13 protein-coding genes and 1 tRNA gene are annotated in these 13,012 nt (G+C 69.3%); 12 read left to right on the top strand and 2 right to left on the bottom strand.

Annotated elements, in window-relative coordinates; genetic code table 11:
• The first annotated feature begins 5 nt into the window (after positions 1-5).
• Positions 6-1,109: an acetoin dehydrogenase dihydrolipoyllysine-residue acetyltransferase subunit gene (locus tag G9473_RS15440; protein ID WP_291134607.1), complete on the top strand. Its 1,104-nt coding sequence runs from the start codon at positions 6-8 to the stop codon at positions 1,107-1,109.
• Between the two features lie 18 nt (positions 1,110-1,127).
• Here G9473_RS15440 and G9473_RS15435 read toward each other — a convergent pair.
• Positions 1,128-1,201, bottom strand: a tRNA-Gln gene (locus G9473_RS15435).
• A gap of 205 nt (positions 1,202-1,406) precedes the next feature.
• Here G9473_RS15435 and G9473_RS15430 point away from each other — a divergent pair.
• Positions 1,407-2,738 (top strand): Ppx/GppA phosphatase family protein, encoded by a 1,332-nt coding sequence (locus G9473_RS15430; RefSeq protein WP_291134605.1) that lies wholly within the window; start codon positions 1,407-1,409, stop codon positions 2,736-2,738.
• Positions 2,735-3,406, top strand: coding sequence for an RlmE family RNA methyltransferase (locus G9473_RS15425; RefSeq protein WP_291134603.1), 672 nt, complete (start codon positions 2,735-2,737; stop codon positions 3,404-3,406). The genes G9473_RS15430 and G9473_RS15425 overlap by 4 nt, the downstream gene beginning before the upstream one ends.
• 77 nt (positions 3,407-3,483) lie before the next feature.
• Here the strand turns inward: G9473_RS15425 and G9473_RS15420 are convergent, their stop codons facing one another.
• Entirely contained in the window at positions 3,484-4,173 is a 690-nt protein-coding gene (locus G9473_RS15420; protein WP_291134601.1) for a cytochrome c family protein, read from the bottom strand.
• Between the two features lie 119 nt (positions 4,174-4,292).
• On the opposite strand from G9473_RS15420, the gene G9473_RS15415 reads away from it, so the two are divergent.
• The 9 genes from G9473_RS15415 (at position 4,293) to bla (ending at position 13,009) form a co-directional block, all read left to right on the top strand.
• Positions 4,293-5,186, top strand: coding sequence for a prephenate dehydratase (locus tag G9473_RS15415; protein ID WP_291134599.1), 894 nt, complete (start codon positions 4,293-4,295; stop codon positions 5,184-5,186).
• Positions 5,187-5,258: 72 nt separating this feature from the next.
• Positions 5,259-5,966 carry a hypothetical protein gene (locus tag G9473_RS15410; RefSeq protein WP_291134598.1) on the top strand — a complete coding sequence of 236 codons (708 nt, stop codon included), beginning with the start codon at positions 5,259-5,261 and terminating at the stop codon, positions 5,964-5,966.
• Positions 5,963-7,270: a DUF4350 domain-containing protein gene (locus tag G9473_RS15405; protein WP_291134596.1), complete on the top strand. Its 1,308-nt coding sequence runs from the start codon at positions 5,963-5,965 to the stop codon at positions 7,268-7,270. Before G9473_RS15410 ends, G9473_RS15405 begins: the two co-directional genes overlap by 4 nt.
• A complete protein-coding gene (locus tag G9473_RS15400; protein WP_291134594.1) occupies positions 7,267-8,229 on the top strand; it encodes a MoxR family ATPase in 963 nt (320 codons plus the stop codon). Before G9473_RS15405 ends, G9473_RS15400 begins: the two co-directional genes overlap by 4 nt.
• Before the next feature lie 17 nt (positions 8,230-8,246).
• Positions 8,247-9,614: a DUF58 domain-containing protein gene (locus G9473_RS15395; RefSeq protein WP_291134592.1), complete on the top strand. Its 1,368-nt coding sequence runs from the start codon at positions 8,247-8,249 to the stop codon at positions 9,612-9,614.
• Positions 9,611-10,678, top strand: coding sequence for a stage II sporulation protein M (locus tag G9473_RS15390; RefSeq protein WP_291134590.1), 1,068 nt, complete (start codon positions 9,611-9,613; stop codon positions 10,676-10,678). The genes G9473_RS15395 and G9473_RS15390 overlap by 4 nt, the downstream gene beginning before the upstream one ends.
• Before the next feature lie 83 nt (positions 10,679-10,761).
• Positions 10,762-11,634, top strand: coding sequence for an RDD family protein (locus G9473_RS15385; RefSeq protein ID WP_291138529.1), 873 nt, complete (start codon positions 10,762-10,764; stop codon positions 11,632-11,634).
• The gene (locus G9473_RS15380; RefSeq protein ID WP_291134589.1) at positions 11,631-12,095 is read left to right on the top strand and encodes a GNAT family N-acetyltransferase; all 465 of its coding nucleotides are present in this window, start codon (positions 11,631-11,633) and stop codon (positions 12,093-12,095) included. The genes G9473_RS15385 and G9473_RS15380 overlap by 4 nt, the downstream gene beginning before the upstream one ends.
• Positions 12,092-13,009 (top strand): class A beta-lactamase, encoded by a 918-nt coding sequence (bla, locus tag G9473_RS15375; protein ID WP_291134587.1) that lies wholly within the window; start codon positions 12,092-12,094, stop codon positions 13,007-13,009. The genes G9473_RS15380 and bla overlap by 4 nt, the downstream gene beginning before the upstream one ends.
• Positions 13,010-13,012 lie beyond the last annotated feature (3 nt).

Genomic DNA, 13,012 nt, shown 5'->3' with positions numbered 1-13,012 from the left:
CGCCGATGACAGAGCTCGTCGCGCTCACCATGCCCAAGTGGGGCCTGTCGATGGAGGAAGGCACGCTCGCCTCGTGGCACCTTGCCGAGGGCGACGCCGTGACCGAGGGCGCGGAGATCGCCGACATCGAGACGTCGAAACTGCTCAACACGCTGGAGGCCAAGCAGGCGGGCACGCTGCTGCGGCTGGTGGCGGAGGAAGGCGAGACCCTGCCCTGCGGCGCGCTGATCGCGGTGATGGGCGAAGCGGGCACGGACGGCGCAGCGGTCGATGCCTTCGTCGCCTCCTTCGAGGCGGTCGAATCCGATGCCGAGGATGCGGAGGAAGGCGGCGCCACTCCCGCCTACCGCACCGCCGAGGTGGACGGGCTTTCGCTGCGCTATGCCGAGGCGGGCGCGGGCGAGGAGGTCGTGCTGCTGCTCCACGGCTATGGCGGCGACAGCGGCAACTGGATGTTCGTGAGCGAGGATCTTGCGAGCGACTATCGCGTGATCGCGCTCGACCTGCCGGGGCACGGCGGCTCGGACAAGGCGCTTCCCGGCGGCGGGAGCATCGAGGACATGGCGGCGCTGGTGCGCGCGTTCATCACGGCCGAAGGGTTCGGCGCGGCCCATCTCGTCGGGCACTCCTTCGGCGGGGCGGTGGCGGATCGGGTCGCGGCCTCTGATGAGACGCGCTCTCTCACGCTGATCGCGCCGCTTCTGCCCGGCGCGGCGCTCGACCGCGGCTACATCGCCGATTTCGCCGCCGCGCGGCGTAAGCGCGAGCTGCGCGAGGTGCTGACCCGGCTGGTCGCCGATGCCGATTCCATCTCGCGGGACATGGTCGAGGACGTGTTGCGCACCAAGCGTCTCGACGGGGTCGCCGAAGCGCTCGCCCGGCTGGGCGAAGTCGCCGGAGAAATCGCGGAGGACGCACCTCGCCCACCCGCCGCGCCGGCGCTGGCGATCTGGGGCGAGGCCGACCGCATCATCCCCCCTCCCGCCGACGGGGCGCTGGGAGACGCCTGCGACCTGCACGTGATCGCGGGCGCAGGCCACCTACCGCATCTCGAGAAGGCGGCCGAGACGACGCGCCTCATCCGCCGCAACATCGCGGGCGACCAATGACGGTTCGGTAGGGGGGAATGGATGCCCCGTGAGGATTCGAACCTCAATTGACGGAGTCAGAGTCCGTAGTCTTACCATTAGACGACGGGGCATCATCGCGCGGGCCGGCCACACGGGGGGCCGCGAACGAGCGCGCTCCCTAGTTTTGCCCGCGCGCGAGGTCAAGGGGGCAGATGGTCCCTCCCGCATCGGCGCGCAAGCCCCCTCGCTTGCCCTCCCGCGCGACATGGTTTAGCTCTGGTAGCAGGTGCCCGCAGCCGATTGACGTGCGGGTGAGACAAGAAGAAGATCAAGACCATGGCGGATACCGTGCCGCCGGACGACGACAGGAGAGCTGGTAATAAAAGGGGCGCCCAGTCCGGCACAGTAGCCGATCCACGCTACGCCCGCTCCTTCCAGCCAGACGAACGCTCCGAGCGCCCCTCGCGGGATCGCGGCGCGCCGGAACGCACACAGCGCAACCACCGGGACAGCCGCAGGCACACTTGCGCTGCCAGGGGGCGGCAGGACACCGCTGCCGGAGCGCGTCCCGCCCGCGTCGAACAGGGCTCGGTGCGCGGTTCGGGCTTTCGCGGCGAAGCCTATGCCGCGCTCGATCTCGGCACGAACAATTGCCGCCTTCTGATCGCCCGCCCGTCGGGCCGGGACTTCACCGTGATCGACGCCTTCAGCCGCGTGGTGAAACTGGGCGAGGGGCTGGCGACCACGGGCCGCCTGTCGGACGCGGCGATGGACCGCGCGCTTGCGGCGCTTTCGATCTGCGCCGACAAGCTCAGGCGCCGCAATGTCCGCCTCGCCCGCTCGGTCGCGACCGAGGCGTGCCGCCGGGCGGCCAATGGCGAGGAATTCATCGAGCGGGTGCGGCGCGAAACCGGCATCGCGCTCGACATCATCAGCGCCGAGGAAGAGGCCCGGCTGGCCGTGCTGGGCTGCCACATCCTGCTCGAAGCGGGCGAAGGCCCGGCGATGATCTTCGACATCGGCGGCGGCTCGACCGAGCTCGTCCTGCTCGAAGCGGGCGATGCCGAGGGACGCCGGGTCCCGCGCATCCTCGACTGGCAATCGGTCCCCTGGGGGGTCGTCTCGCTGACCGACACGGTCGGGCAGGACGATGGGCTCGAATGCGAGGCGGGGCGCGCCGCGCGGCGCGAACGCTACGAGGAGATGCGCCGACTGGTGCGCGAAAGCTTCGCCGATTTCGCAGACCGCATCGGCGATGCCCCGCGCGAGGCCAATATCCGCCTGCTCGGCACCAGCGGGACGGTGACGACTCTCGCCAGCCTCCACCTCGGACTGCCGCATTACGATCGCAAGGCGGTCGACGGGCTGATCGTCAATTCGGACGATATGCGCGCGATCTCCACCCGCCTGTCGGGGATGAGCCCGGCACAGCGTTCCACCCTGCCGTGCATCGGCAATGACCGCGCGGACCTTGTGGTGGCGGGCTGCGCGATCCTCGAGACGATCCTCGACCTGTGGCCCGCCGCCCGGCTTGGCGTCGCCGACCGGGGCATCCGCGAGGGCATCTTGCGCAGCATGATGGCCGCCGACCGGCAGGGCGAACGCGCGCTGAAGAAGCTGCGCGGCGAAAGACCCGCCGAAAGACCGGCCGAAAGACCGGCAAAGTGAGCCGCTCCGGCCGCGATCCCGACCGCCGTGTGAAGACCGCGCGCGGGCGCAAGCCGTCCTCGACGCGCTGGCTCGAGCGGCAGCTGAACGACCCCTATGTCCAGAAGGCCAAGGCCGACGGCTATCGCAGCCGCGCGGCCTACAAGCTGATCGAGCTCGACGATCGCTTTTCGCTCCTCAATGGCGTGAAACGCGTCGTCGACCTCGGCATCGCGCCGGGCGGCTGGGCGCAGGTGGTCCGCAAGAAGGCGCCCAGGGCCGAGGTCGTCGGCATCGACCTGTTGCCGGTCGAGGAAATCGAGGGTGTCACCATCCTGCAGACGGATTTCATGGACGATGCCGCCCCCAAGGCGCTCGAAGAGGCGCTGGGCGGGCCGCCGGACCTCGTCCTGTCGGACATGGCGGCGAACACGGTCGGGCACAAGCAGACCGACCACCTGCGCACCATGGCGCTGGTCGAAGCGGGCGCGTGGTTCGCTTGTCAGACGCTGGAGAAAGGCGGGGCCTTCGTCGCCAAGGTGCTCGCCGGGGGGACCGACGCGGACCTGCTCGCCCTGCTCAAGCAGCATTTCCGCACGGTCAAGCACGCCAAGCCGCCCGCCAGCCGCAAGGGCTCGTCCGAATGGTATGTCGTCGCGCAGGGGTTCAAGGGCCGCGACGAGGACTGAGCCGCTCAAGAACGGGGCGCAAACGAAAAGGGGCGCGGAAACCCGCGCCCCCCTTCTCAATTCGATGCTGGCGGAAATCAGCCTTCGGCGGTTTCCGCCGGAGCCTCGGCTTCCGCGCCTTCTTCCGCGCCCTCTTCAGCCGGAGCGGCCTCGTCCGCCGCCGGAGCCTCGGGCTCGGGCTTGGGCGGCGCACCGCCGTTCGCCGCGAGGTAGGCCATGACATTGGCACGGTCCTCGATGCTGCCGAGACCGGCGAAGCTCATCGACGTGCCGGGCGCGAAATTGCGCGGGGAAGCGAGCCATTCGCTCATGTTCTCCCACGTCCATTCGCCGCCCTTGTCCTTGAGCGCGCTGGAATAGTTGAAGCCCGGGGCGTTCGACGCGATCGGCTTGCCCATGACGCCGTGGAGATTCGGGCCGACGCCGTTCGGGCCGCCCGCTTCCACATTGTGGCAGGACTGGCACTTGGCGAAGACCTTGGCCCCCGCTTCGGGGTCGGCATCGAGGAGTACCTGCGCCAGAGTCGGGCCGGCATCGGCCTCGCCCTCTTCCTCGACGCCTTCGACGATGTAGCCCATTTCCTCGGTCGGCAGATCCTTGGGATCATAGCCGTGGAAATACCTGTCGCTCAGCACGCTGAGACCGAGGCCCACGATACCGGCGAACAGGACCCAGCCCGCCGCGGTGTTGAAAAGGTCGCCCGAAGCCGATTCGGTGCTACCCGAAGCCGCATCCGCGCCCGTTTTGGTGTTGTTGTCTTGTGCCATTGCGCGCGTCCCTTACTGTCGCCCTCTCCCCCGCGCAAGGCCCATGGCGACATCATTTCTTGCAGGTTTTGCAAGCAGGCTTGTGGGGCCTGTCAAGGGGGGCTAGCACGCTTTGCATCATGCGTTCTTTTCCCGGCCCCGCCCTAGCCCTTGTCGATGCCCTGCGCGAAGCGGCCGAGGCTGATCCCGCGCGCGCCATCGCGTTTCAGGGCTCGCCCGGCGCCAATTCGCACCGCGCCGCGATGGAAGCGCGCCCCGACGCGCTGCCGCTGCCCTGCTTCAGCTTCGAGGACGCGCTCGAAGCCGTGCGGGACGGACGCGCGGGACAGGCGATCATCCCGATCGAGAATTCGCAGCACGGACGCGTCGCCGACATCCATTTCCTGCTGCCCGAAAGCGGGCTTTCGATCGTCGGCGAATATTTCATGGAGATCCACCACGCGCTGATGGCGAAGGGCAAAGGCCCGTTCGAGGCGGCCTATTCGCATCCGCAGGCATTGGGCCAGTCGCGCCTGTTCCTGCGCGAGCGCGGCATCGTGCCGCTCTCGCACGCCGACACCGCGGGGGCGGCGGCCTTCGTCGCGGAGAAGGACGATCCGAAAATCGCCGCCATTGCGCCCGCCATCGCGGCCGAGCTCTACGGGCTCGACATCATCGAAAGCCGCGTCGAGGACAGCGCCGACAACACCACCCGCTTCGTCGTGCTCGCCGCACAGCCGCTCGACCCGGCGGATTTCGCGGGCGCCGAGGCGATCACCACTTTCGTCTTCGAGGTCCGCAACATCCCCGCCGCGCTCTACAAGACGCTGGGCGGCTTCGCCACGAACGGCGTCAACATGACCAAGCTGGAATCCTACCAGAAGGGCGCGAGCTTTTCGGCAACCATGTTCTATGCCGACATCCACGGCGCGCCCGGCGATCCCGCGGTCGATCGCGCGTTGGAAGAATGTGCCTATTTTTCCAAGGAATTGCGTATTCTCGGCACCTATTCGCAGGCCCGCAAGCGGGGCTGAGCGGCCCTTGAGAAAAAGTCAGGGCAACAATTGTTGCCTTGGTAACTTGGCCGTGCCACCAATCCTTCCGGCATGACGAGCGCGGCGCAGACGGTCCCCCTTTCGCAAGAGAACCCGGCCGACGCGAGCGCGCCCGCCGCCTCTGCCGACATCCCGCCGGAAGGCTGGGAAGCGCTGCGCGCGGGCGAGGATATCCAGTTCGCGCCGGTCGAGATTCCCGACCTTCCCGAACCCGAGCCGACGTGGTTCAGCCGCGCGATCGAGGCGTTGTTCGATTTCCTCGGCATGATCATCCAGCCGGTCGCGCGGCTGGTGGTCGATTTCTGGTGGATCGCGGCGATCCTCGCGGCGGCGCTGGCGGTGTTCTTCCTCGCCCGGCTTTACGGCCCGCTCGCCCGCGCGCCGCGCGCCGCGAAAGGCGCGCCGCCCGAAGCGGGCGCACCCGACTGGCGGCCCGAGGAGAGCGAGAGCCTCGCCCTGCTCGAGGATGCCGACCGGCTCGCCGCCGAGGGGCGCTATGACGAGGCGACGCACCTCCTCCTGCTGCGCAGCGTCGGCCAGATCGCCGCCGCGCGGCCTGACTGGGTCGAACCTTCCTCGACCGCGCGCGAACTCGCCTCCCTGCCCGCCCTGCCCGATGCAGCGCGCACCGCCTTCGCCGCCGTGGCCGAACGGGTGGAGCGCAGCCTCTTCGCGCTGCGCGCGCTCGACAGGGCCGACTGGGAAGCCGCCCGCGCGGCCTATGCCGACTTCGCGCTCCAGCGGATTTCCGCGCCATGAGCGGCCCCGCCATCGCGGCGCCCGACATGACGGGCCGCGCGTCCTCGCCTTTCGGCAAGGCGACGGTCTTCGCCGTGCTGGCGGTCGGCTTCCTCGCCTTCCTCGCCCTGCTCTGGTTCATCTCGGCGGGCGACACCGGCGGCGACCGCGAGAACGACGGCGCGGCCCATGCCGCCTCGGTCGGCCTGAACGGCTATGCCGGGCTGGTCCGCCTGATTGAAGGCGCGGGCCACGAGGTCGAGGTCTCGCGCTCGCCGAGCGATCTCGAGACGCCCGACCTCCTCGTCATCGCGCCTTCGCCTTACGCCGACCCGGAAGAGATCGGCGCGCTGCTCGAGGCGCGGCAATACCAGGGGCCGACGCTTGTCCTGCTGCCGAAATGGCAGGCGCGCACCGTCCCCGACCGCGCGCCGGCGGAAATCCGCGAATTGTTCAGGGAAGGCTGGGTCAGGCTCGGCCTCGCGACCGAGACGACCTGGACCAACGACCTTCCTGCGCCCTACACCTTCGACACCGCGCTCGACCGGCCGGAGGAGGGCGAGGGTGAAAGCGGCGGGGCCGCTTCCTTCGAAGGTTTCGGCATAGCGGGCGACCTTCCGGCGAAGACCACCAAGTTCGTCCTTGCCAAGGACACGCTCGAACCGCTCGTCAGCGATGGCGACGGGCGGATGCTCGCCTTCAACGTGCTGGGCGAGGAAGGCAGCGACTTCTACGAGAACGCGCACTGGACCGTGGTCGTGGCCGAGCCCGACCTCGTCAACAACTGGGGCCTTGCCGACCCGGCCCGCGCGGCGGTGGCGCTGCAGCTGGTGCGCGAGGCAGGATACGGCGAGGACACGCGGGTGGTGTTCGACCTCACGCTGAATGGCTTCGGCGGAACGCAGAACCTTCTCACCCTCGCCTTCCGGCCGCCTTTCCTCGCCGCGACCCTGTGCCTGATCGCCGCGCTGATCGTGGTCGGCTGGCGCGCCTTCATGCGCTTCGGCGCGGCTGCGGCGAGCGCGCCGGAAATCGGCTTCGGCAAGGAGCGGCTGGTCAGGAACGGCGCAGGGCTCATCCTGCGGGCGAAGCGGATGCGGCTGCTCGCAGCGCCCTACGCCGCGCTCGCGCAGCGCCGCATCGCGCGCCTGCTCGCCCTCAAGCGTCCCGACGATGCGGCGATCGACGCCGCGCTCGCCCGGCGCCTGCCGGACGAGGCGCCCTTTTCCACCCGGGCCGAGGCGCTGCGAAGCGCCGAGGCCCCCGACGACATTCTGCGCGCCGCCAAGGCGCTCGACGAATTGCTGAGGAAACTGAAGACATGAGCATGACACTCGAGGAACTGCGGACCCTCGCCGATGCGATCCGCGCCGAAGTCGCCAAGGCGATCGTCGGGCAGGACGAGATGGTGGACCGCCTGCTCGAAGCGCTGGTGGCCCAGGGCCACGTCCTGCTCGAAGGGCCGCCGGGCACGGCCAAGACCTTCCTCGCGCAGAGCTTCGCCACCGCCCTGGGCCTCGATTTCGGGCGCATCCAGTTCACGCCCGACCTCTTGCCGGGCGACATTCTCGGCTCCAACCTTTTCAATTTCCAGACCAGCACCTTCACCCTCACGCGCGGGCCGATCTTCTGCGACCTCCTGCTCGCCGACGAGATCAACCGCACCCCGCCCAAGACGCAGGCCGCCCTGCTCGAGGCGATGCAGGAACGCCGCGTGACGCTCGACGGGGAGACGCACGGCCTGCCCGATCATTTCATGGTGGTCGCGACCCAGAACCCGATCGAGAACCAGGGCGTCTACCCCCTGCCCGAAGCGCAGCTCGACCGCTTCCTGTTCAAGCTGCTCGTGCCCTATCCGGACGAGGCCGAGGAAGCGCGGATCGTCACCGATTACGGCAAGCGGCAGGGTCCGCAGCGGCCCGCCGATCTCGGAGTATCGCCGGTCGCCGACCCGACGCGGCTGGCCGAGCTTTCCAGCGCGCTCGACCATGTCACCGTGGCCGAGGACATCACCCGCTATGTCGTGCGGCTGGTGCGCGCGACGCGCGAGAATGCGGAACTGTCGGTCGGCGCCTCGCCGCGCGCGGCGGTCATGCTTGCCCACGCCGCGCGCGCCCGCGCCGCGCTGCAGGGCCGGGCCTATGTCATCCCCGACGACGTCAAGGCGCTCGCCGTGCCCGTCCTGCGCCACCGCCTGACACTCTCCCCCGCCGCCGAGATCGAAGGCCGCGAGATGGAGGCGCTGGTCGCCGAACTGGTCGAAAGCACCGAGGCCCCGCGCTGAGGGCCCATGACGAGACCATGAGCCGCCTGCGCGCCCTCTTCGCCCGCCTGTTCGGCTGGCTCCCGGCCCTGCCGATCGTGCCCACGGCCCGCGCGGCGTGGGCGATCGCGGGTCTGGCCCCGCTCGCCCTGCTGATCGCGGCCGCCTCGCCGCAAGCCTGGGTGGTCGCCCCCGCCGCCGCCATCGCGCTGGTCGTGCTGGTGGTGCTCGACGGGCTTGTCGCAGGGCGCTGCGAGCGGCGCGAAGTCAATGCCCCGGCCGATACCGAGGTCGGCCGGCCCTGCGTCGTTGAAGTCCACGCGCTCCTGCGCCAAGGCGCGGGCCGGCCCGAGGCGGCGCTCGAATTCGACCCCCGGCTCGGCCTTGCCGGGCGTGCCGAGCTGCGCCTTGTGCCGGGCGAGCAGGCGGGCGTGTTCTCGGGCGCGGTCGAACTCTTGCCCGAACGGCGCGGGACGGGCGGCGTCACCCGGCTCTGGCTGCGCTGGACCGGCCCATTGGGCCTCGGCGCGCGGCAGGTGTCGCAGCCGCTCGAAACCGAAATCCGCATCTGGCCCGACCTTTCCCCGGTGCGCTCGAAGGAATTGCAGACCTTCCTGCGCGACGAACGCACCGGCCTCATCGCGCGGCGCATCCGCGGCGAGGGCACGCAGTTCGAGGCGCTTTCCGAATACGAGCCCGGCATGGACCGCCGCCGGATCGACTGGAAGGCGAGCGCGCGCCACAACCACCTCTATGCCCGCGAGAACGAAAGCGAGCGCAACAACCAGATCGTCTTCGCCTTCGATTGCGGGCAGGCCATGTGCGAGCCGGTCGACGGCCTGCCCCGCATCGACCGCGCCGTTTCGGCCGCGCTCACCTGCGCCTATGTCGCATTGAAGGGCGGCGACCGCACCGCCCTGTTCGGCTTCGCCCGCAGCCCCCGCGTGATGACGCCTTTCGTCAACGACACGCGCGGCTTTCCCAGGCTGCAGGCCGCCGCCGCCTCGCTCGATTACGAGCCGGTCGAGCCCAATTTCACCCTCGCCCTCGCCACGCTTACGGCCAAGCTGCAGCGCCGTTCGCTGGTCGTGCTGTTTTCCGATTTCACCGATCCGACCGCCGCCGAACTGATGGTCGAGAGCATTTCGCGCCTCGTGAAGAAGCATCTCGTCCTGTTCGTCACCTTCGCCGACAGCGAACTGGAAAGCTTCATCGAGGAAGAGCCCGGCGATATCGCGACCCTCGCCCGCTCGGTCACCGCCGATACGCTCGCCCGCCAGCGCAGCCTCGTCCTGCAGCGGCTGCGCCGGATGGGCGTCGACGTGATCGAGGCGCCGTGGGAGGCGATCACTTTCGATCTCATCGACCGCTACTGGGCGATCCGGAACAGCGAGGCGATCGGATGAAGGCGCCAGCTCTTGGATCATGGTTCGCCCGCAAGGAGATCGAGCCGCCCGCCGACATCGCCAGCGCGACGCTGCGTTCGGACCGCTTCCGGCTCGAACGCGAAGGCGACTGGCGCAGGCTCGAAGCGATCGTCGCACGGATGGAGAAAGGCGGGCTCAAGCGGGTCGACGACGAGGACCTGCTCGCCCTGCCGACGCTCTACCGCACCGCCGCTTCCTCGCTTTCGGTCGCGCGCGAGACGAGCCTCGATGCGGCGACGCTGCGCTATCTCGAAAGCCTCGTCCAGCGCGCGTGGTTCCAGGTCTACGGCCCGCGCAAGGGCTTCTTCGCGTGGCTGCGCGAATTCCTGTTCGGCGGCTGGAGCCGGGCCGTGCGCGAGATCTGGCTCGACGTGTGCATCGCGCTGTTCGTGATGGTCACCGGCACGATCGTCGGCTGGCTGCTGGTGGCCGAGGATTCCGAATGGTTCTACCGCCTCGTACCCACCGGCCTCGCCGACAGCCGCCGCCCGGGCGCGAGCCGCGAGGCGCTCGCCGATACGCTCGGGGTGGAGGACGGGAGCGGGGGGCTGTCCACGTTCGCCGCCATGCTTTTCAGCAACAACGCGGGCGTGTGCATCCTCGCCTTCGCGCTGGGTTTCGCTTTCGGTATTCCCTCGCTGATGCTGCTGGTCCACAACACCGCGATGCTGGGCGCTTTCCTGTGGCTGTTCGCGGATGCGGGGCTGGGGATCGAGATGGCCGCGTGGCTTTCGGTCCACGGCACGACCGAGCTGTTCGGCATCCTGCTCGCCGGCGCGGCCGGGCTGCATATCGGGCGCTCGATGGCCTTTCCGGGGAGCCGCACGATCCTTGCCGCCGCGGCGGCCAGCGGGCGGCGCGCGGCGGTGGTGATGGTGGGCGTCGTCGTCATGATGATCGTCGCGGCCTTCCTCGAAGCCTTCCCGCGCCAGCTGGTCGGCAGCACCGAGGGGCGTTTCGCTATCGGGGGCATCTTCCTCGCCTTCTGGCTGTCCTATTTCTACCTCTACCGCCCCCGCACGCTGGCGGAGAGCGAGGCATGAGCGCCGCCAGCGCCACCACCTCCGCCCCCGCTTCCGCCAACGCGGGCCTGCGCCCCGATCCCGAGGCCAAGCGCCGCCGCACCATGGTCACGCCCGAGGGGCTGGCCCTGCCCGTCACAGTCGCTTCGCGCGGGAGCCGGGTGGGCGCGCTGGTGATCGACTTCATCATCGTCATCATGGGGATCTTCCTTGTCCAGCTGCTGTTCTCGCTGCTGTTCTGGGCCGTGCTGGACGAGGATTTCGACCCGGCGAGTGGAGCGATTTCGGCAGCGGGCGAATTCGTCATCATCCTTGCGATCCTGCTGATCTTCGTCGCGCGCTACGGCTATTTCCTCGCCTTCGAACTGTCCCCTCGTGGGGCGACGCCGGGCAAGCGCGCGGTCGGCATCCGCGTGGCGGCAAGAGGCGGCGGCAGGCTCACGCCCGAAGCGGTCATCGCGCGCAATCTCATCCGCGACATCGAATTGTTCATGCCCTTCATCTTCCTGCTGCTCGCGCCGTCGGGCGAACAGGGCAATGCGGGGATCGCTGGGCTAATATGGTTCGGGATCTTCATGGCCTTCCCCTTCTTCAACAAGGACGCCCTGCGCGCGGGCGACGTGATCGCGGGGACATGGGTGGTCGAAGCCCCGCGCACCAAGCTCGCCGAGGCGCTGTCGACGCAGGGCGCGGCAGCGGCGGAGGGCACGAGCGATCTCACCGGCGTGCGCTACGATTTCGGCGAGGAGGAGCTGTCGGTTTACGGCGAGCGGGAATTGCAGACGCTGGAGCGCATCCTGCGCGAAAACCAGCCCGAGGCGCTCTCGGCGGTTCACGCCGCGATCTGCCGCAAGATCGGCTGGGACCCCGGCGCGGGCGACGAGCGCGCCTTCCTCGAGGCGTTCTACGCCCAGCTCCGCGCCAAGCTCGAAGCCGATATGCGCTTCGGCAAGCGCAAGGCGGACAAGTTCTCGTGATCCGCTACGCCATCGCACAAGACGACCTGACGAGCGCGGACGTGCTCGCCCTGCTGCGGCTGCACCTCGATGAAATGTACGCCTGGTCGCCCGCCTGCAAGGTCCACGCGCTGCCGGTCGAAAAGCTGCGCGCACCGGATGTCACCTTCTACGCGGTGCGGGACGGCGAGCGGCTCGCCGCGGTCGGGGCGCTCAAGGAGCTGGGCGAAGGGCGCGGGGAATTGAAATCCATGCGCGCCGCGCCGGACTATCGCGGCAAGGGAGCGGGGCGCGCGCTGCTCGAACACCTCATCGCCGAGGCACGGGCGCGCGGGCTCACCTGGCTCGGGCTCGAAACCGGGCGGACCGCTCCGTTCGAGCCTGCCTTGAGGCTTTACGAAAGCCACGGTTTCGCCGAAAGCAGCGGCTTCGGGGACTATGTGCCCGACGAGTTCAGCCTGTGCATGGAGCGCCGCCTGTGACCATAAACCGACGCGGATTCATCGCCGGAAGCGCGGCGCTGGGCCTTGCCGCCTGCGTCCCGCCAGACCAGAGCCCGCTCGGGCGGATGCAGGCGACCTTGCGCATCATCGAGGCCAAGGCGGGCGGGACGCTGGGCGTCGAGATTTTCGACACGGCAACGGGCGTGTCGCTCGGCCTCAACCGTGACCGCCGCTTCGGGCACTGCTCTTCGTTCAAGCTGTCGCTCGCCGCCATGGTGCTGGCGCTGGACGCTGCGGGAGAGATCGACGCCTCGCGCCGCGTGACTTGGGGAAGGGGTGACCTGATGCACGTCTCGCCCTTTACCAAAAAGCGGCTGGCCGAGGGCGCGACCCTCCTTGAACTCGCGGAATACACGCAGAAATATTCGGACAACACCGCCGCGAACGTGCTGCTGCGCGAACTCGGCGGCCCGGCGGCGCTCACCGCCTTCTGGCGCAGCATCGGGGACGATGTCAGCCGCCTCGACCGGACCGAGCCGGAGCTGAACAACCAGCCCGTCACCGAATATCGCGACACGACGACTCCCGCCGCGATGGCGCGCACGGTGGCGAAGCTGCTTTACGGCGAGGTGCTGCCGGAGCCTTCCGAGGCGCTGCTGAGGCAATGGATGATCGACACGCCCACGGGCCGCCGCCGGGTGCGCGCGGGCCTGCCGGAGAAGTGGGTTGCGGGCGACAAGACCGGCACGTCGATCTGGCCGGGCATGGGCTCGCTCTACGTCGACATCGGCTTCGCCCGCCCGCGCGAACACCCGCCGATCACCTTCGCGGCCTATTACCGGGCGCGCGAGACGCATGACGGGATGGACCCCGCCAGCGAAGCCGCGCTGGCGAGCGTGGGCGAGGTGATCGAGGATTTCGCCGAGCGCGGCGAGAGTATCCTGCCCTTCTGACGC

The sequence above is a fragment of the Erythrobacter sp. genome (genome assembly GCF_011765465.1).
Classification (GTDB): domain Bacteria; phylum Pseudomonadota; class Alphaproteobacteria; order Sphingomonadales; family Sphingomonadaceae; genus Erythrobacter.
The sequence above is the reverse complement of the archived record's forward strand: the minus strand, read 5'-3'. Positions and strand labels throughout refer to the sequence as shown.